Raw genomic sequence first — 19,423 nt, forward strand, 5'->3', positions numbered from 1 at the left:
GGGCGGGGGTTGGTTAAAAACCCCCACACCCCCCCCCCCGGGGGGGGGGCCCGCGCGCGGTTCGGGTCCGCGAAGCCACGCAGGGCGTGGCTCTACGCGCTGAACCCTTATTTCTTCTTCGGCGCGATCATCATGACCATCTGCCGGCCTTCCAGGCGCGGGCGGGACTCGATCACGATGTCCTCGCCCAGATCGGCTTCGATCCGGTTGGCCATTTCGCGACCCAGTTCCTGATGGCTCATTTCACGACCACGGAAGCGGATGTTCACCTTGATCTTGTCACCCTCTTCCAGGAAACCGCGCATCTTGCGCAGCTTGATCTGGTAGTCGCCTTCATCGGTGACCGGGCGGAACTTCACTTCCTTGATCTCGACCTGCTTGGTCTTCTTCTTGGCCTCGTTGGCCTTCTTCTGCGCTTCGAACTTGAACTTGCCGAAGTCCATGATCTTGCACACCGGCGGATCAGCCTGCGGCTGAATCTCGACCAGGTCCAGACCTTCGTCTTCGGCCATCGACAGCGCTTCGTCACGCGTCAACACGCCAATCATTTCACCGTCACTGCCGATCACGCGTACGCGCGGCACCCGGATTTCCTGATTCTTGCGGTTCTGTTTGTTGTCAGGGGTACTGATATTGCAATCTCCCAGAGGAATCAAACCGGCCCTCGCGGATCATCCGCAGGGCCGGGACTTTCTTACACGGACTGTTCGGCCTGCAACCGCTCGACGAACGCCTGGACGGACATGCTGCCCAGATCCTCGCCCGAGCGCGTACGCACGGCTACGGCGCCATTTTCCTTCTCACGGTCGCCCACCACCAGCAGGTACGGGACCCGCTGCAGCGTATGCTCGCGAATCTTATAACCGATCTTCTCATTGCGCAAATCGGACGTTACCCGGAAGCCTTGATCTGCAAGGGTTTTCGTCACTTCCTGCACGTATTCAGCCTGGGCATCGGTGATATTGGCCACCACCGCCTGGGTCGGGGCCAGCCAGGCCGGGAACTGGCCGGCATGGTGTTCGATCAGGATGCCGAGGAAGCGCTCCATGGAGCCCACGATGGCCCGGTGCAGCATGACGGGGTGCTTCTTCTGGCTGTTTTCGTCCACGTACTCGGCGCCGAGGCGGCCGGGCATCATGAAATCGACCTGCATGGTGCCCAGCTGCCAGGTGCGGCCGATGGCGTCCTTGAGGTGGTACTCGATCTTCGGGCCGTAGAAGGCGCCCTCGCCCGGCAGCTCCTGCCATTCCACGCCACAGCTGGACAGTGCCGACCGCAGCGAGGCTTCGGCCTTGTCCCAGGTGGCATCGTCGCCCAGGCGCGATTCGGGGCGCAGGGCGATCTTGATCTGGATCTCCTCGAAGCCGAAGTGCTGGTACACCGCCAGCGCCTGCTGGTGGAAGGCGGTCACTTCCGATTCGATCTGCGATTCGGTGCAGAACACATGGCCGTCGTCCTGGGTGAAGCCGCGCACGCGCAGGATGCCGTGCAGCGCGCCGGAGGGCTCGTTGCGGTGGCACGAGCCGAACTCACCGTAGCGGATCGGCAGGTCGCGGTAGCTGTGCAGGCCCTGGTTGAACACCTGGATATGGCCCGGGCAGTTCATCGGCTTGACCGCGTAGGTGCGCTTCTCCGATTCGGTGAAGAACATGTTGTCCTGGTAGTTGTCCCAATGGCCGGACTTCTTCCACAGGCTCACGTCCAGGATCTGCGGGCAGCGCACTTCGCCGTAGCCGCTCTTCTGGTAGACCTTGCGCATGTACTGCTCGACCACCTGCCACAGCGCCCAGCCCTTGGGGTGCCAGAACACCAGGCCCGGGGCCTCTTCCTGCAGGTGGAACAGGTCCTGCTGCTTGCCGATGCGGCGGTGGTCGCGCATTTCGGCTTCTTCGATGCGCTTGATGTACGCCTCAAGCTGCTTCTTGTCGGCCCAGGCGGTGCCGTAGATGCGCTGCAGCTGCTCGTTCTGCGCATCACCACGCCAGTAGGCGCCGGAAATGCGGGTCAGCTTGAAGGCCTTCAGGAAGCGCGTGTTGGGCACGTGAGGGCCGCGGCACATGTCCACGTATTCCTGGTGGTAGTACATGCCCATCGCCTGGATGTCGGCCGGCATGTCCTCGATCAGGCGCAGTTTGTAGTCTTCGCCACGGGCCTTGAAGATCTCCACCACTTCGGCGCGCGGGGTGACCTTCTTGACCACGTCGTAGTCCTGCGCGATCAGTTCGCCCATGCGCTTTTCGATGGCGGCCATGTCGTCCGGGGTGAACGGGCGCTCGGAGTAGATGTCGTAGTAGAAGCCTTCGGCGATGACCGGGCCGATCACCATCTTCACGTCCGGGTACAGCTGCTTGACCGCATGGCCAACCAGGTGGGCGCAGGAGTGGCGGATGATCTCCACGCCTTCCTCGTCCTTGGCGGTGATGATGCGCAGGCGGGCGTCATGGTCGATGACGTCACTGGCATCGACCAGCGTGCCGTCCACCGAACCGGCGATGGTGGCCTTGGCCAGGCCGGCGCCGATCGACTGGGCGACGTCCATGACACTGACGGGGTTTTCGAACTCACGGCGGCTGCCGTCGGGAAGCGTGATCGCAATCATGGCTGGGGCTTTGTGCTGGTGGGCCTGCGGCGCAGGCCAGGGAAACGGGGTCGAGGGTGTCCGGGGCGCGCGGCCGGATAAAAGAAAAGCGCCATGAAGGCGCCTGGGCAAGGGGCCGTCATGACGTTCAGCGCTGGGCGGTGGTAGTGCTCATGTCGCACGCTGGACCGGCGCTGGGCGCGGGTCACCTTGTTGCCTCGAGGTGGATGGCCCGATCTTAAACCAAACCGCCGGGGAAGCCCAATGCTGCCATCGGCCGGCCCGGGGACGGCGCTACTGAACGGGGCGTTGTGGCGAACGAAAACAGCAATGATTACCATGCGCAGGTCGCCGTATCGCCCGGCCCGTCTTCGTTTCCAAGGATTTCCATGCCCTGCGCCGCCCCTTCGGCCCGCACGCCCCTGCCGTGTGCATCTTGCCCATGCTGAGTGCTGAAGCCTTGGCCCTGCTGTACTGCACGCTGGCCGGCGCTGCGTCGGCCTTTTCGGCGCTGGCCTTCTACGCCGCCTCGCCGCACTGCCGCTGGCCGCGCCTGCGCCGGGCCGGCCGCTTGGGCCGCCAGCTCGGACTGGTGGCCGCGGCCACCTCGCTGTGGCTGTGGATGGGACAGCTCGGCTTTGCCACCGGGTTCTGCGTCACCCTGGGCGGCTGGATGCTCACCGCGATGGTGCTGCCCTACCTTGCCGCCTGGACGCGGCCGGATGCGGAGGCGCGGCGCTGATGTGGGCACGTGCACTGGCCGGCCTGCTGGCGGGCTTCTTCGTGGCCGCGGCCGTCACCGGCTTGATCACCTGGCTGCCGCCGGGTCCGTGGCAGGCGGTGATCGTGCCCGGCATGATCGCCTTCATTCCGTTGTGGATGCTGGCGGCGCTGTGGGCGTTCGCGTTCCGCACCGGGCCGCGTGCGTGGGGGTGGCTGAGTGCCAGCGCCGCGTTCGGCTTCGGCCTGCTGTGGCTGCTGCGCCACTTCCATTGGGTGCAGTGAGGCCTATTCGATGAAATTCAGTTCGCTCACCCTGCGTACCTTCACCACCGTGCACACCTGGGTTGGCCTGGTGGCCGGCTTTGCGCTGTTCGTGGCGTTCTATGCCGGCGCCATCACCGTGTTCCACCACGACCTGCCGCTGTGGCAGTCGCCGCAGGGCATGGACCAGCCGGCGCAGACGCTGGACGATGCACAGCGGCTGCTCGATGGCGTGCTGGCCAAACACCCCGATGCGCGAAAGCACGTGGGCATGACCTTCCCCGGCGCGGAAACACCGCAGTCCATCGCGTACTGGCAGGACGCCAAGGGCACCTGGCTGTTTGCCTGGGCCGACCACGTGGATGGCAGCCCCACCCCGCCGCAGGCCGGGTTGGCCGAACTGGTCAATGAACTGCACTACACGCTGGGCCTGCCGGTGGCCGGCATCTACCTGATGGGCGTGGTCAGCCTGCTGTACGGGCTGGCATTGCTGTCCGGGTTGGTGATCCACCTGCCCAAGCTGGTGGGCGACCTGTTCGCGCTGCGCCCGGGCCGCAATTTCAAGCAGATGTGGCAGGACGCGCACAACGTGATCGGCGTGCTCAGCCTGCCCTTCCACCTGTTGTTCGCGGTTACCGGCGCCCTGCTCTGCCTGATGTTCCTGCAGATGGCCGCGCTCAACCCGCTCATCTACGACGGCAAGCTGCTGGCGGCATTGCCGGGCGCGACCGATACCGCGCCGATCCGCGCGCCGGCCAACGAGCCGGTGCGTGCGGGCAGCCTGGCGATGCTGCATGCGCGGGCGATCGCGGTGGCCAATGACAAGGGCCAGGCGGTGTTCGAGCCGGCCTACCTGAAGCTGGCCAATGCCGGTGACAGGAACGCGGTGATCGAAATCACCGGCGATGGCGGTGTCTCGCTGGGTCCGCTGGGCGCGGTGGCGATGGATGCCAATACCGGCGATGTGCTGCATACCCAGCTGCCAGGGCACCGCGATGCCAACCACGCCACGCTGGCGGCAGCGTATGCGCTGCACTTCGGCGAATTCGGCAACGGGCTGGTGCCGTGGCTGTACTTCGTGCTCGGCCTGGGCGGGGCGTTCCTGTTCTATTCGGGCAACCTGCTGTGGATCGAGTCGCGCCGCAAGCGCCGCCAGGCCACCCAGGGGCGCGCGCAGGTGAACATGGCGCGGGCCACGGTAGGCGTATGCATCGGGTTGTGCGTGGCGGTGTCGGCGGCGTTCGTGAGCGTCCAGCTGCTGGAGCACCTGGCCCCGGCGCATGCCGATGCAGGCATGCGCTGGACCTGCTTCCTGGCCTGGGGCGGCTGCGCCCTGTGGGCGGCGCTGCGTGCGCCCTCCAAGGCGGCGGTGGAGCTGCTGTGGGCGGCGGCGGCGGTGACCGCGCTGATCCCGGTGGTGCACGGCGCCATGAGCGGGCTGTGGCTGTGGTCCAGCGCCGCACGCGGCTACTGGCCGCTGTTCTGGGTGGATGGCGTGGCGCTGGCGATGGCATTGGGCTTTGCCGCGATGGCACGCGCCACGCAGCGCCGGGCCGTAAACGGCGACCCCAACAGCGTGTGGGCGCACACGCGGGCGTAAGAGCTCTGGCCCAGGGGCCCGCCTTGGTAGGGTCGGTTCCCAAACGACCGCCGATAACGGCGATCAGTTCAGTAACGCATGACCTGCGGCGGAGATTCGCGCGAAATGCGTCGCCCCGTTCGAGGTCATGCGTTACCGAATGTTGCGCCGCTATCGGCGGTCGTTCGGGAACCGACCCTACCGACGATTGCATCGCCAGATGCAGGCCGGGTGCCGCTTTCAGAATTCTTCAGGCGTTCTTCCAGCACTTCAGACGCGGTGCTGGCGTAGTGGCACCTCACTTCCGAGGAGCGCCACCATGCCCCACCCCGCCCGTCGTTTCGCCGCACTGGTTCTGTCCATCACCGCCTGCCTGCCCATCGCGGCTCAGGCCGCCTCGCCGCGCCTCGACCCTGCCCCGCTCGCTGCGCTGGAGGCGGCCGTTGCCAGGGACGAGATCAAACAGGTCACCAGCGTGCTGTTGCTGGTCGATGGCACGGTGGCCTACGAGCACTATTTCAACGGTGCCGATGCCGAAACCCTCAACGACGTGCGCTCGGCCAGCAAGAGCGTGACGTCCCTGCTGGTGGGGGCGGCCATCGGCGACGGCCAGCTGCCGGGCGTACAGGCCCGTGTCTACGACTACTTCCCGGCATTCACCGCCAGCCACCCGGTGGACCCGCGCCTGCGGGGCACCACGCTGGAAGACCTGCTCACCATGAGCAGCCTGTGGGAGTGCGATGACCAGAACCAGTTTTCCAGCGGCAACGAAGAGCGCATGTACGTGACCGAACGCTGGCTGGACTTTGCGCTGGCGCTGCCGGTCAAGGGCTTCGCGCCGTGGATGCGCCGCCCCGAAGAAAGCCCGCACGGCCGCGCGCATGCCTACTGCACTGCCGATTCATTTGTGCTGGGCGCGGTGCTGGAACGGGCCACCCGGATGCCGCTGGCGGACTATGCCGCGCAGGCCCTGGAGCGCCCGCTGGGCATTACCCGCAGCCACTGGAACCGCTCGCCCGAAGGCATCGGCATGGGGGGCGGCGGCACCCGCTACCGCAGCCGCGACCTGGCCCGGTTGGGCGAGCTGGTGCTGGCCGGCGGCCGCTGGCAGGGAAAACAGCTGGTGCCCGCCGACTACATCGCGGCGATGATCCGCCCGCAGGCACAGGCCGACGACGGCAGCGACTACGGCTACCAGTGGTGGGGCCTGAAGCTGCCGGTGGAGGGCAAGGAAACCACCGTGTGGGCGATGTCGGGCAACGGCGGCAATTATGTGTTCGTGATGCCGGACAAGAAGCTGGTGGCGGTGGTCACCAGCAAAGCCTACAACCGCAGCTACGCCCACCCGCAGTCGCGCCGGGTGCTTACCGCATTCCTGTTGCCGGCGTTGCGCTGAGGCCTTTCAGGTCTTCCGGGCGCCACGGTGCGGCCAGTACCTGCGCACGCTGCGCGGCCACGTCCGCCTCGATCCGGGCGAGCAGGCGTTCCCAGCCGGGCGCCTGCCGCAGCGGGACGAACAGCGGGGTGACGCGCAGCCACGCGGCATCACGGAAGCCGGCGTCCACCGCGCGGTGCAGGTCGGCGATTGCCGCCACTGCATCGCCCTGGGCCTGGTGCAGCAGGGCGCGTTCCAGGGCCGCATCCGACCAGCCGTCGTCATCCTGCGCGGCCACCTCATGCAGGCGTGCGGCCACCCAGTCCGGGGCTGGGCCGCCGTCCTGGTTAAGGGCTGACAGGGTGCGCCCAAATGATTGCTGTGGACGCAGCAGATGGCCGCGCTTGAATGCGTCCGCTGCCCCCTGCGGGTCACCGCTCATCAGCAGCAGTTCGCCCTGCAGGCGCAGCAACTGCGGATGCGGGGTGCCGCGTGCCAGGGCCTGGTCAAGCGCCTGCCGCGCCTTGTCCTGCTCGCCCATGCTCATCAGCGCACGCGGCCAGGCGATGTTGCTGAAGACGTTGTCCGGGTATAGCTGGAAGTTGCGCGCATGGCGACGCGCGGCCGCGTCGGTGAAGCCGAGCAGTTCCAGTTCGCGCGCGATCTGCACGTCGCGGAAGCGGATCCGCTCGGGCGCACGCAGCGCGAGGTTGGCCTTGAGCGCCAGCGCCAGAAGGCCCTGCTCCTGTTGCAGGTAGGCCAGCGAGGCACGGGTGCGCTCATCGTCGGGGTCGCGCCGCAGCGCCTGCTCGTAATCGGCAATCGCCTGCGGCATCGCGCCGAGGCAGTCGTGCGCGTAACCGCGCAGCGCATGCGCGGCGGCATCGTCAGGCGCGGCCTGCAGTACCTGCCCGGCCAGCTGCAGCGCTTCCTGCGCATTGCCCGGTTTGCCATTGAACAGACACGCGTCGGCGGCCAGTGCACGTGCCAGGCCACGCCGGGCCGCGCTGGAATCCGGGTCGATCTGCAGCGCCTGGCGGTACAGGGTGATCGCGCGGTCGTTGTTGCTGGCCTGGCCGATGCCGGCGTAGTACGCGGCGCGTTGCAGGACGGGGTCGGCAGGCGAGCGTGGCGCACTGTCCGGCCACGCGACCACGGTTACGATGACGCCGGCGGCAGCCACGCCAGCCGCCAGCCCCACCCAACGCCAGTGCCAAGTGCGTTTTGATGCTTCCGCCGCCATCGTTGCAGGTATCGGCGCATCCGCTGCGCACGCCTGCAGTGGCGCGCACAACTGGTAACCGCGCCCCCGCACCGAGCGCACGTAGCGCGGCTGGCGGCTGTCATCGCCCAGCGCCTGGCGCAGCAGCTTCACCCGCTGGCTGATCGCGTCCTCGCCCACCACGGCCGGTGCCCATACCTGTTGCGCCAAGGTATCGAAGTCGACCACGGCGGTGCCGTGCTCCAGCAGGCAGTCCAGCAGCCGCCAGCTCAGCCCGCTGACCGGCAGCACCACATCACCGCGCCGCACCTCCTGCGAGGCGCGGTCGATGTGCAGGTCCAGCAGCTGAACGCTCGTCATGGCGGCAAGCATAGTGCAGGCCCGGCCGGCCCGGGCGCCGGATTACGGCCGGAACGGCGCGGCCATGGCCTTCAGCAGGCTGGCCTGGTCGTCATCGCCGGTCAGCTCCCAGGTGAACACGCCGCGCAGCTTCTGGTCCTTGGCGTAGTCCGCGCGTAACGCGATCGAGGTCGGGTCTTCGTAGCTGATGAAGACCTTGTCGGCAGCGTTGTACAACCACGGCGCCTGCGCCACCGGGTGCCAGTGCCGCTGCCAGCCGGGCTTGTCGAGGAATTCCTGCTGGATGCGGCGCCAGTCACCGGCATCGAACGGGGCGCTGTAAGGCTGGTACAGGCCATCGGCAGATTCGGTGGTGACCTTGAAGCCGCGTCCATAGAACGGCACGCCCAGTACCAGCTTGTCGTTGGGTACGCCATGCTGGCGGTAGTACTGCACCGCGCCTTCCACGCTGTTCCAGCGGCGCTGTTCCGGTGCAAGCGGATCCTGCGGGACCGCGCGCAGCGGCGCGTTGAAAGTGGACACCTTGGAGAAGCCGGTGCCCATGTCGTAGCTCATCAGGTTGATGAAATCGAGCGCCTTGCCCAGTTCCTTCAGCTCATAGCTGAGCGCGGGATCGTACGGGCCATCGGTCTGCACCCGACCCGCCGGCAGCGCGGCGGTCAGCAGCCGGTGCGGACCCCGGCCGCCATCCAGCGCATCGAGCTGGCGGCGGAATTCCTGCACCAGCAGCGTCATGTTGCGACGATCCTGCGGGCGGTCGGTGATCTCCAGCGGGCCGCCGGAGACAGGAAACTCCCAATCGATATCCACGCCGTCGAAACTGCCGCGATGCTGCTCGAAGAACATCGCCACGCAGGAACGCACGAAACGTTCGCGGCTCTGTGCCGTTAGCGCGGCATCGGAGAAGCCGCCGGCGTTCCAGCCGCCGATGGAGATCAGGGTGTGCAGCTGCGGGTGTTCGCGCTTGAGCGCGGCCAGTGCCTTGAAGTGCGCGGCAGCGCCGTCGTCCACCACGCACCTGCCATCGTCGATGCGGGCGAACGCATAGAACAAGTGGGTCAGCGTATCGGCGGGAATGGACGCCACCGGGTAGCGCTCAGCCGAGCCACCCGGGTAGTAGGCCCCGATCACCGCGCTCGACGCCGGGGCGGCATGGCTGGCGAGCGGAAGCGCAAGCGCGATGGCGGCGCCCAGCAGGGAAGCAGATAGACGGGACATGGCAACTCCGTGGACCAGGATGGGCCAACGTTAACAAGGCGCGCATCGTCGTGGCGGGATGTCCTGCGAATCTGTCCAGCGGACACGTCCTGTAGCTGTGGACGGGAAACGCAATGACTGCACAAGGGCCCTCGCGGCAAAGCAGACGCGGCTGCCGGGCGCGAACGCCGGGCCGCAAGCCATGCCACGTCGCGTCCGGTAGGTCCCTGGCAAAGTAAAGGAGGAGGCCGTCGCCGCCAGGCGTCGGCCGGGGGACATTTGCACAGGGGCCTACCGGCCGCGGCGGGGCTCTGGACGCTCGCGACGCCCCCTGATCGAAGATCGTGCGCCAAACAAAAAAAACGGGCCCGAAGGCCCGTTTTTTTTCAGAAGGAGTGACGACCAACGGTCCTCACCTACCCTCGTTATGCGGTCGATTACTCGGCCGAGGCGCCTTCGCCTTCCTCGACGGCCTTCATCGACAGGCGGATGCGGCCCTGCTTGTCGACTTCCAGCACCTTGACCTTGACCACGTCGCCTTCCTTCAGCTTGTCGCCGACCTTTTCAACGCGCTCGCTGGAGATCTGCGAGACGTGGACCAGGCCGTCCTTGCCCGGCAGGATGGTGACGAACGCACCGAAGTCCATGATCTTGGCGACCTTGCCTTCGTAGATGCGGCCCGGCTCGACGTCCGAGGTGATCTGCTCGATGCGGGCCTTGGCAGCCTGCGCAGCGATGGCATTGACCGAGGCGATGACGATGGTGCCGTCGTCCTGGATGTCGATCTGCGTGCCGGTTTCCTTGGTGATGGCCTGGATGGTGGAACCACCCTTGCCGATCACTTCGCGGATCTTGTCCGGGTGGATCTTGATGGTCAGCAGGCGCGGCGCGTAGTCCGACAGCTCCTGGCGCGGAGCGGTCAGGCCGTGGGCCATTTCACCCAGGATGTGCAGACGGCCAGCCTTGGCCTGCTGCAGTGCCTGCTTCATGATCTCTTCGGTGATGCCTTCGATCTTGATGTCCATCTGCAGGGCGGAGATGCCCTCAGCGGTACCGGCAACCTTGAAGTCCATGTCGCCCAGGTGGTCTTCGTCACCCAGGATGTCGGACAGGACGACGAAGCGGTCGCCTTCCTTGACCAGGCCCATGGCGATACCGGCCACCGGCGACTTCACCGGCACGCCGGCGTCCATCAGGGCCAGCGAGGAACCGCAGACCGAGGCCATCGACGAGGAACCGTTCGATTCGGTGATTTCCGAGACGACGCGGATGGTGTACGGGAAGGCTTCCAGCGACGGCATCACTGCCAGCACGCCGCGCTTGGCGAGGCGGCCGTGGCCGATTTCGCGACGCTTCGGGCCCATCATGCGGCCGGTCTCACCCACCGAGTACGGGGGGAAGTTGTAATGGAACAGGAAGTTATCCTTGTACTCACCGGACACGGCGTCGATCACCTGGCCGTCGCGGGCGGTACCCAGCGTGATGGTCACGATGGCCTGGGTCTCACCACGGGTGAACAGCGAGGAGCCGTGCACGCGCGGCAGGATGCCGGTCTTGACGGCGATCGGGCGGACGGTGTCCAGCGCACGGCCGTCGATGCGGACCTTGGTGTCGAGCACCGAGTTACGCATGGTGCTGTATTCCAGCTCGCCGAATTCCTTCGACAGCTCGGCCGGGTTCCAGCCTTCAGCGGCCACGCGGCCTGCCAGCGACTCGACCACGTCCTTCTTGATCGCCGAGATGGCGTCGCGGCGCTGCAGCTTGTCGCGCACTTGGAAGGCTTCACCCAGGCGCGGGCCGATGGCTTCCTGCAGGGCGCTGATCAGCACGTCGTTCTTGGCCGGGGCCACCCAGGTCGACGGCTTGGTGCCGGCTTCCACGGTCAGCTCGTTGATGGCGTTGATGACCTTCTGCATTTCGCGGTGACCGAAGGTCACGGCGCCCAGCATCACGTCTTCGGACAGCAGCGCGGCTTCGGATTCAACCATCAGCACGGCGTTGGAGGTACCGGCCACAACCAGTTCCAGCTCCGAATCCTTCAGTTCGGTCACGGTCGGGTTGAGGATGTACTCACCGTTCTTGTAACCGACCTTGGCAGCGGCGATCGGGCCCTTGAACGGGGTGCCGGCCAGCGACAGCGCAGCCGAGGCGCCGATCAGCGCGGCGATGTCGCCGTCGATGTCCGGGTTCAGCGACATGACCGTGGCGATGATCTGCACTTCGTTCTTGTAGTCTTCCGGGAACAGCGGACGGATCGGACGATCGATCAGGCGCGAGATCAGCGTCTCCTTCTCGGTCGCGCGGCCTTCGCGCTTGAAGAAGCCACCCGGGATACGGCCACCGGCGTAGAACTTCTCCTGGTAATCACAGGTCAGCGGGAAGAAGTCCTGGCCCTCACGCGCGCTCTTGGCAGCCACGGCGGAGACCAGCAGCACGGTGTCGTCGAACTTGACGATGACGGCGCCACCGGCCTGACGGGCGATTTCGCCGGTTTCAAGCGTGACGGTGTGCTTGCCGTACTGGAAGGTTTTGGTGATTTTTGCCACGGGGGATGTCCTTGGGGAAATGCTGTCTTCGAATGGACCGTGGGCGACCCTTGCCGCCGACGGGTGACCGGAAGTCCGGTCCTGGCGTTTGATGCGGTACTACCAAAACAAAACCGCGGCGCATTCCTGCGCCGCGGTCGGGATTCTTGCTTAGCGACGCAGGCCGAGCTTTTCGATCAGGGCCTTGTAACGTACGGCGTCTTTCTTCTTCAGGTAGTCCAGCAGGCTGCGGCGGCGGTTGACCATCTGCAGCAGACCGCGGCGGCTGTGGTGATCCTTCTTGTGGGCCTTGAAGTGACCGGTCAGCAGCTCGATGCGGGCGGTGAGCAGGGCGACCTGCACTTCCGGGGAGCCGGTATCGGCGGCGCTGCGCTTGTTGTCTTCAATGACCTTCTGGGTGTCGATCGACATATCTGTTTTCTCTTGGATGCGTGGCCCGCAGAAACGCCCCATTGGCGTACCGCGCGACTCGCCGTTAACGAAAGGATGAACCCGCAGACGCGGGAAAGCCTGAAAAGGCCGCGAAATTGTAACGGTCGCAGCCTCCCGGAACAAGCGCCGGGTGGGTCCGGGTCAGAGGTTGAAGCGGCGCTGGGGGGATAGCCGGCCGGTCTCGTCGACCTCGCCAAGCCCCTGGATCCGGTCCTCCGGGCCATACACGGCCACGGTACCGGGGGGCCAGGCCGGATCGCGCAGGCGCTGGCCCACGCAGAAACGGGGCGCCTGTTCAGCATCCAGATCGACCCGGGGATACTCGGCCAGCCCGGCCGCCAGCGGCAGCAGCAGCGCCTCCATGGCCGGCTCGCCTCCCTGCTCCGCCAAGGCGCGCAGGGTCTCGAGGGTGACCATGGGGGCGTCGCGGAACGGGTCCACCCAGAGCCGGCGCAGGCCGGCGATGTGTGCGCCACAGCCCAGGGCTTCGCCCAGGTCGCGGGCCAGGCTGCGGATGTAGGTGCCTGAACCACAGGTCACCCGCAGCGACAGCCGGGTCGGCTGCTGGTCCAGCACCTCGATGGCATGGACCTCGACATCGCGTTCGGGCGCGTCGATGGTCTCGCCGCGGCGTGCCTTCAGGTACAGCGGTTCACCGCCCTGCTTGAGCGCGGAAAAGATCGGGGCGCGCTGTCGTATCCGCCCCTTCAGGGGGGCCAGGGCAGCCTCGAGCTGGTCGCGGCTGATCGCGGGCACGGGGCGTTCCAGCAGCACGCTGCCGTCGGAATCGTCCGTATCGGTGGTCTGGCCCAGCACGATGTCGGCGTCGTAGGCCTTGGCCGCGCCCAGCAGCAGGCCGGCGATCTTGGTGGCTTCGCCGAAGCACAGCGGCAGCAGGCCGGTGGCCAGCGGATCCAGGCTGCCGGTGTGGCCGCCCTTCTCTGCGCGGAACAGGCGGCGGGCCACCTGCAGCGCGGCGTTGGAGCTCATGCCGGTGGGCTTGTCGAGCAGGAGGATGCCGTCCAGGCGACGGAAGGTGATTCGGGTCATGGTGTTTCGCCGGGATTGGTCGTGCAGGCACGCAGGCCGTGCCATACAGGACAACAGCCCTTTCGGGCCGTTGTTTTTATTCGGGTTTGTCTTCGCCGTCGTCGCCGTCTTTGGCGTTGCGGCTCTTTTCGGCCGCGAGCGTGTCGGGCAGGTCGCGCAGGAGATTGTCGATGTGCTCGCCACGGTCGACCGAATCGTCGTAGTGGAAGTGCAGCTCCGGCACGTGGCGCAGCTTCATGGCCTTGGCCAGGTCCATGCGCAGCTCCCACGCCAGCTCCTTCAGCCCTTTCATCGCTTCGGCCGAACGTTCCGGCATCAGCGCGGTGACGAAGATCTTGGCATGGGCCATGTCACGGGTGACTTCGACGTCGGAAACGCTCACCGAGGGCAAGCCGTGTACACGCACGAGGTTATGCACGAGCGTACCCAGCTCACGACGGATCTGGGCGGAAACACGGTCGGTTCGATGGAAGGTTTTCGGCACGAGGAGCTCTTCAGTGTTCGGATTGGTAGGGCCCGACCGTTGGTCGGGCCCCGTTTCACATTACAGGGTACGCGGCACTTCGATACGCTCGAAGCACTCGATCTGGTCGCCCGGCTTCACATCGTTGTAAGCCTTCACGCCGATACCGCATTCGGTACCGTTGCGGACTTCGTCGACGTTTTCCTTGAAGCGACGCAGCGATTCCAGCTCGCCTTCGAACACCACCACGCTGTCGCGCAGGACGCGGATCGGCTTGCTGCGCTTGACCGTACCTTCGATGACCATGCAACCGGCCACGGCACCGAACTTGGAGCTGCGGAACACGTCGCGGACCTGGGCGATACCAATGATCTCTTCGCGGATTTCCACGCCGAGCAGGCCGGATGCCACCTGCTTCACCTGATCGATCACGTCATAGATGATCGAGAAGTAACGCAGGTCCACGCCGTTGGATTCAATGATGCGGCGGGCCGAAGCATCCGCACGCACGTTGAAGCCGATCACGGTGGCCTTGGAGGCAACGGCCGAGTTGGCGTCCGATTCGGTGATGCCGCCCACGCCGGAGTGGATCACGTTGATGCGGATGTCTTCGTTGGACAGCGCGACCAGTGCCTGGCTCAGCGCCTGCACCGAACCCTGCACGTCGGCCTTGATCACCAGGTTCAGCACCTGCTGGCCATCGCCCTTGCCCAGGGTTGCCATGATGTCTTCCATGCGGCTGCCGGCCGACTGCACCAGGCGCGATTCACGGCGCTTGGTTTCGCGCTGCTGCGCGACGTCCTTGGCCAGGCGCTCGTCCTCGACCACGACGAAGTCATCGCCCGCATCCGGCACGCCGGACAGACCCAGCACCTGCACCGGGATGGACGGGCCAGCCTGGTCGGGCTGCTTGCCGGTCTCATCGAACAGCGCACGCACGCGGCCGTACTGGATACCGCAGACCAGGTAGTCGCCCTTCTTCAGCGAACCCTGCTGCACCAGCACGGTGGCGATCGGGCCACGGCCCTTGTCCAGCGAGGACTCGATGACCACGCCGCTGGCGCGGCCATCGGCCACGGCCTTCAGTTCCAGCAGTTCGGCCTGGATGGAGATGGCATCCAGCAGGTCGTCGATACCGAGACCGGCCTTGGCCGAGATTTCCACCATCTGCACGTCACCACCGAAGTCTTCGGACACGACCTGCTCGGTGAGCAGTTCGTTCTTGACGCGCATCGGGTCGGCACCGGACTTGTCGATCTTGTTGATCGCCACGATCAGCGGCACACCGGCGGAACGGGCGTGCTGGATCGCTTCCTTGGTCTGCGGCATGACGCCGTCGTCGGCTGCAACCACCAGCACCACGATGTCGGTCAGCTTGGCACCGCGGGCACGCATCGAGGTGAACGCGGCGTGGCCCGGGGTATCCAGGAAGCTGATGACGCCCTTGGGCGTTTCAACGTGGTACGCACCGATGTGCTGGGTGATGCCGCCGGCTTCGCCGGTGGCCACCTTGGTGCGGCGGATGTAATCCAGCAGCGAGGTCTTGCCGTGGTCGACGTGGCCCATGATGGTGACCACCGGCGGACGCGCAACGGCCTCGCCCTGCTCGCCTTCGTTCAACGCCAGCAGCGCGTCTTCGGCGTCGTTGGTGTTGGCACGGATCACGTTGTGGCCGAGTTCTTCGGTCACCAGCGCGGCGGTGTCGTGGTCGATGGTCTGGGTGATGGTGGCCATCACGCCCATCTTGAACAGCGCCTTGACCACATCGCCGCCCTTCACGGCCAGCTTCTGGGCCAGGTCGGCCACGGTGATGGTGTCGCCGATGGTGACGTCACGCACGATCGGTGCGACCGGACGTTCGAAACCATGGGCACCACCGCCGCTGCGCGACTGGTTGCTGTCACGGCGACCGCCGTGCTGCGTGCGACCGGTCGGGCGACCACGCGAGTTGCTGTTGTTGCCACGACGCGCGCGATCGGCGGCCGACAGGTGCAGCTGACCGGCGAAGCGGTTGCCACCATCGTCGTCGCGCTTGGCGCCCGGGCGGTTGTTGTTGTTGTTGTTCGAGTTGCGGTCGTCCGCACGCGCGGCCGGACGTGCCGGTGCCGGCGCAGACGGACGCGCGGCACGGGCCGGCGCTTCGCTGGCAGCCGCGCGCGGCGCCGCTACCGGTGCCGGCGGGGCGTTCTTCGCAGCTTCCGCAGCGGCTTCGGCCGCCTTGCGCTCGGCTTCGGCGCGTTCCTTGGCGTCGATCTCTTCCTGGCGCTTGCGTGCGATTTCCTCATCACGCGCACGGTCCTTCTCGGCCAGTGCGCGCTGCTCGTCCAGATTGCGCTGGCGGGATTCCTCCAGCTTGCGCAGGATGTCGGCGCGCTCCTCATCCGGCGTCATCGCCTTGCCACTGGCGTCCTTGGTGTAGGTGCGCTTCTGGCGCACTTCAACATTGACGGTGGTCTTGCTGCGGCCGGCGCTGACGGTCACTTCCTGCAACTTGCGACGGTTGAGGGTGATCTTCTTTGCAGCGTCGTCGGCACTTTCGACGGGCTGCTCGGTCTTGCCATGCGAACGACGAAGGAAGCCCAGGAGCTTCACCTTCTCGGTGCTGGTCACGACCTGGTCGGGACCGCTGAACTTCATGCCGGCTTCGGCAAGCTGTTCAAGCAGTTTTTCGACCGGCGTATTGACCAGTTCGGCAAGCTTGCGGATGGTGGTTTGCTGCGACATTCGGATCCTATGATCTGGTTGGCGCTCCTCCGAAACGGGCGAAGGCAGCGCGGAGTCTAAGCCCTGATCGGGTCAGGGCACTGTTCATCGCTGGCTCATTCGCCGCGCTCCAGGCGGGCGATCTCCTCGGCTCGGGCGGCAAGGATCAGGGCGGCGGCGCGCTCCTGGTCCATGTCCTCGATACCGAACTCGAGGATCTCATCGGCGGCCAGGTCCGACAGGTCCTCACTCGTACGCACGCCGTGGCCGGCCAGGGCGTAGGCAGTTGCCTCGTCCATGCCTTCCAGGGCGAGCAGGTCTTCGGACGGCGAACCATCTTCCAGACCCTCTTCCACCGCAAGCGCTTCGTTGAGCAGCGCATCGCGGGCACGGGCACGCAGCTCTTCGACGATGTCTTCGTCGAAGCCTTCCACGGCCAGCAGTTCGCCGACCGGGACGTAGGCGATTTCTTCCACGGTGTTGAAGCCTTCGGTCACCAGGATGGCGGCGATTTCTTCATCCACTTCCAGCTTGTCCATGAACAGCTGGCGGGCAACGCCCTGCTCTGCCTCGGACTTGGCGGTCACCTGGTCCTGGGTCATCACATTGAGCTGCCAACCGGTCAGGCGGCTGGCCAGGCGCACGTTCTGGCCGCCCTTGCCGATCGCCTGGGCCAGGCGCTCTTCAGCGACGGCCAGGTCCATGGAGTGCTTGTCTTCATCAACGATGATGGACTGCACTTCCGCCGGCGCCATCGCATTGATGACGAAGTTGGCGGGGTTGTCGTTCCACAGCACGATATCCACGCGCTCGCCATTGAGCTCGTTGGACACGGCCTGCACGCGCGAACCGCGCATGCCGATGCAGGCGCCGATCGGATCGGTACGCGCATCGTGGGCGAGCACGGCGATCTTGGCGCGGTCGCCCGGGTCGCGTGCACAGGCCTTGATCTCGACCAGGCCCTGGCCCACTTCCGGCACTTCCAGCTTGAACAGCTCGATCATGAATTCCGGGGCGGCGCGGCTGATGAACAGCTGCGGGCCACGCGGTTCCGAACGCACTTCGGCCAGGTAACCGCGCACGCGGTCGCCGGCGCGCAGCACGTCGCGCGGAATGCCCTTGTCCTTCGGGATGAAGGCCTCGGCGTTGCCGCCCAGGTCCACGTAGATGTTGCCGCGCTCGGCGCGCTTGACCACGCCGGTGACCAGCTCGCCCACGCGGTCCTTCCACGCATCGACCACCTGCTGGCGTTCGGCTTCGCGCACGCGCTGGACGATCACCTGCTTGGCGGCCTGCGCCGCGATGCGGCCGAAGTCCGGGTTTTCAATCTGCTCTTCGATGTAATCGCCTACTTCCACGCCTTCGGCTTCGTCGATGGCATCCATCAGACGCACCTGGCGGTCGGGCGATTCCATCACCACGTCATCGGCCACCACTTCCCAGCGGCGGAAGGTTTCGTAGGTGCCGTCCTTGTGGTCGATCGACACGCGCGCCAGCACTTCCTCATCGGGATAGCGCTTCTTCGCGGCAGACGCCAGTGCTGCTTCGATCGCATCGAAGATCACTTCACGCGGAACGCCTTTTTCATTGGCGACCGCGTCCACTACCAGCAAAAGTTCCTTGCTCATTGTTGGCTCACTCCGCGCGCGGCTTCTTGGCCGCCGGCTCGTTGGATGGTTTCTTGTTCGCCTTGCCACCCTGCTTGGGTGCCGGGCCAGTCGGTTTGGTCGGAGCCAGGCCGAGGGCGGCCCAGTCCGGCATGATGCGTGCCTTCTCGATATTCTCGACGTCGGCGGTAAACGGTGAATTGTCGACCTTGAAGGTGACCGTATTCTGCTCGGCATCGACGCCGAGGATTTCGCCCTGCAGGCGACGACGGCCGTCCTGCGGCAGCTTCAGGGTGACCTTGGCCGATTCGCCAACCGCACGCTCGAACTGGTCGAAGGTGAACAGCGGGCGGTCCACGCCGGGCGAGGACACTTCCAGCGTGTAGTTGGCGGTGATCGGGTCTTCCACGTCCAGCTGGGCCGACACTTCGCGGCTCACGCGTTCGCAGTCGTCGATATTCACCACGCGCTCGGGCTGTTCGGCCAGCGGCACGTCGATATACAGGCGCAGCGTGGCGCCACCCGGGGCGGTCAGGTATTCCACACCCAGCAGCTCGAGACCCAGCGACTGAACGGTGGGGGCGAGCAGATTCGCGATTTCGGTTGCCTTGTCGCTCACAGTCGGCCTTGATTCCTTTAAAGAGGTGCTGCCCCGGCACGCAAGCCTGGGGCCCGGAAACAACAAAGGGCCCGCTGGGCCCCATGTCCGGTACAACTCCGGTCGTGCTGGATGGCCAGCCTTCCGGGGGTCACGACTACCTGATGGGAAGTCGCACGGCCCGGAAGCCGGTCGCGGGACGGGCCGCATTCGGTGGAATGGGTCCTGTCAGGTAGTCCGCTAAGCCGTGGATGATAGCCGTTGCACCGCGCTGGTGCAACGGTTGGGGCTGTCAAAAAGCGCGATCATCCCCTTCATTCAGCTTTTTAACGCCTAGCAAGGCGCTGAGACATTGCGCGCCAATGGGCCGCAATCGCGCCAACGAAAAAAGCGACCCCGTTTCCGGAATCGCCTTTTCGTCTACTGCATCTGCAATGCAGATTTTCTTTGGTAGCGGGGGCAGGATTTGAACCTGCGACCTTCGGGTTATGAGCCCGACGAGCTGCCAGACTGCTCCACCCCGCAGCAGAAGCGGAATTGTAAGGGGAATTGCATAATCCTGCAACCCCTTGCCTCACATTGCTATTCGTTTGGCGGCTGGCTTCGTACGGGTTCGCCTGGTTGCCACGCAGGGCGTGGCACTACGACGGCCTGCCCGGTTCCCTGGTAGACCGTCCCGGAACCAGAAAGGGGGCCCCCCCCTCCCGGGGGCGCGTCCCGTAAAACCCG

General features: G+C 65.9%; 15 protein-coding genes and 1 tRNA gene. 4 read left to right on the forward strand and 12 right to left on the reverse strand.

The features are described from left to right. Window positions 1-107: 107 nt before the first annotated feature. Both infC and thrS read right to left on the reverse strand, forming a co-directional pair. Window positions 108-647 (reverse strand): translation initiation factor IF-3, encoded by a 540-nt coding sequence (gene infC / locus QMX79_RS13935; protein ID WP_026070650.1) that lies wholly within the window; start codon window positions 645-647, stop codon window positions 108-110. A 47-nt stretch (window positions 648-694) separates the two neighbouring features. Then, entirely contained in the window at window positions 695-2,599 is a 1,905-nt protein-coding gene (gene thrS / locus QMX79_RS13940; RefSeq protein WP_282247276.1) for a threonine--tRNA ligase, read from the reverse strand. Between the two features lie 421 nt (window positions 2,600-3,020). Between thrS and QMX79_RS13945 the strand changes: the two genes are divergently transcribed. From QMX79_RS13945 to QMX79_RS13960, 4 genes are all read left to right on the forward strand, one after another. Further along, the gene (locus QMX79_RS13945; protein WP_282247277.1) at window positions 3,021-3,320 is read left to right on the forward strand and encodes a hypothetical protein; all 300 of its coding nucleotides are present in this window, start codon (window positions 3,021-3,023) and stop codon (window positions 3,318-3,320) included. Beyond that, window positions 3,320-3,583, forward strand: a complete 264-nt coding sequence (locus QMX79_RS13950) for a hypothetical protein (RefSeq protein ID WP_282247278.1) — start codon at window positions 3,320-3,322, stop codon at window positions 3,581-3,583. Before QMX79_RS13945 ends, QMX79_RS13950 begins: the two co-directional genes overlap by 1 nt. A gap of 10 nt (window positions 3,584-3,593) precedes the next feature. Further along, window positions 3,594-5,162 (forward strand): PepSY-associated TM helix domain-containing protein, encoded by a 1,569-nt coding sequence (locus tag QMX79_RS13955; RefSeq protein WP_282247279.1) that lies wholly within the window; start codon window positions 3,594-3,596, stop codon window positions 5,160-5,162. 298 nt (window positions 5,163-5,460) lie between these two features. After that, the gene (locus QMX79_RS13960; RefSeq protein ID WP_282247280.1) at window positions 5,461-6,537 is read left to right on the forward strand and encodes a serine hydrolase; all 1,077 of its coding nucleotides are present in this window, start codon (window positions 5,461-5,463) and stop codon (window positions 6,535-6,537) included. Here QMX79_RS13960 and QMX79_RS13965 read toward each other — a convergent pair. The 10 genes from QMX79_RS13965 to QMX79_RS14010 form a co-directional block, all read right to left on the reverse strand. Continuing rightward, window positions 6,506-8,098, reverse strand: coding sequence for a tetratricopeptide repeat protein (locus QMX79_RS13965; protein ID WP_282247281.1), 1,593 nt, complete (start codon window positions 8,096-8,098; stop codon window positions 6,506-6,508). The genes QMX79_RS13960 and QMX79_RS13965 overlap by 32 nt on opposite strands. Before the next feature lie 42 nt (window positions 8,099-8,140). Then, window positions 8,141-9,316: a glycoside hydrolase family 18 protein gene (locus tag QMX79_RS13970; protein WP_282247282.1), complete on the reverse strand. Its 1,176-nt coding sequence runs from the start codon at window positions 9,314-9,316 to the stop codon at window positions 8,141-8,143. A gap of 416 nt (window positions 9,317-9,732) precedes the next feature. Next, entirely contained in the window at window positions 9,733-11,841 is a 2,109-nt protein-coding gene (gene pnp / locus QMX79_RS13975; RefSeq protein WP_282247283.1) for a polyribonucleotide nucleotidyltransferase, read from the reverse strand. Between the two features lie 150 nt (window positions 11,842-11,991). Continuing rightward, entirely contained in the window at window positions 11,992-12,252 is a 261-nt protein-coding gene (gene rpsO / locus QMX79_RS13980; RefSeq protein ID WP_282247284.1) for a 30S ribosomal protein S15, read from the reverse strand. 162 nt (window positions 12,253-12,414) lie between these two features. After that, complete coding sequence (truB, locus tag QMX79_RS13985) at window positions 12,415-13,323, reverse strand: tRNA pseudouridine(55) synthase TruB (RefSeq protein ID WP_282247285.1); 909 nt, start codon at window positions 13,321-13,323, stop codon at window positions 12,415-12,417. Window positions 13,324-13,399: 76 nt separating this feature from the next. After that, on the reverse strand, window positions 13,400-13,807 hold the full coding sequence (gene rbfA, locus QMX79_RS13990) for a 30S ribosome-binding factor RbfA (RefSeq protein WP_068853383.1): 408 nt from the start codon (window positions 13,805-13,807) through the stop codon (window positions 13,400-13,402). Between the two features lie 60 nt (window positions 13,808-13,867). Continuing rightward, the gene (gene infB, locus QMX79_RS13995) at window positions 13,868-16,510 is read right to left on the reverse strand and encodes a translation initiation factor IF-2 (RefSeq protein ID WP_282247286.1); all 2,643 of its coding nucleotides are present in this window, start codon (window positions 16,508-16,510) and stop codon (window positions 13,868-13,870) included. Window positions 16,511-16,605: 95 nt separating this feature from the next. Then, a complete protein-coding gene (gene nusA, locus QMX79_RS14000; RefSeq protein WP_068853387.1) occupies window positions 16,606-18,117 on the reverse strand; it encodes a transcription termination factor NusA in 1,512 nt (503 codons plus the stop codon). 7 nt (window positions 18,118-18,124) lie between these two features. Beyond that, window positions 18,125-18,715: a ribosome maturation factor RimP gene (rimP, locus tag QMX79_RS14005; protein ID WP_282247287.1), complete on the reverse strand. Its 591-nt coding sequence runs from the start codon at window positions 18,713-18,715 to the stop codon at window positions 18,125-18,127. Window positions 18,716-19,142: 427 nt separating this feature from the next. Further along, window positions 19,143-19,219, reverse strand: a tRNA-Met gene (locus QMX79_RS14010). Between the last annotated feature and the right edge of the window lie 204 nt (window positions 19,220-19,423).

Origin of the sequence: Stenotrophomonas sp. PS02300 (assembly GCF_029959395.1) — a bacterium.
GTDB lineage: Bacteria > Pseudomonadota > Gammaproteobacteria > Xanthomonadales > Xanthomonadaceae > Stenotrophomonas > Stenotrophomonas maltophilia_AD.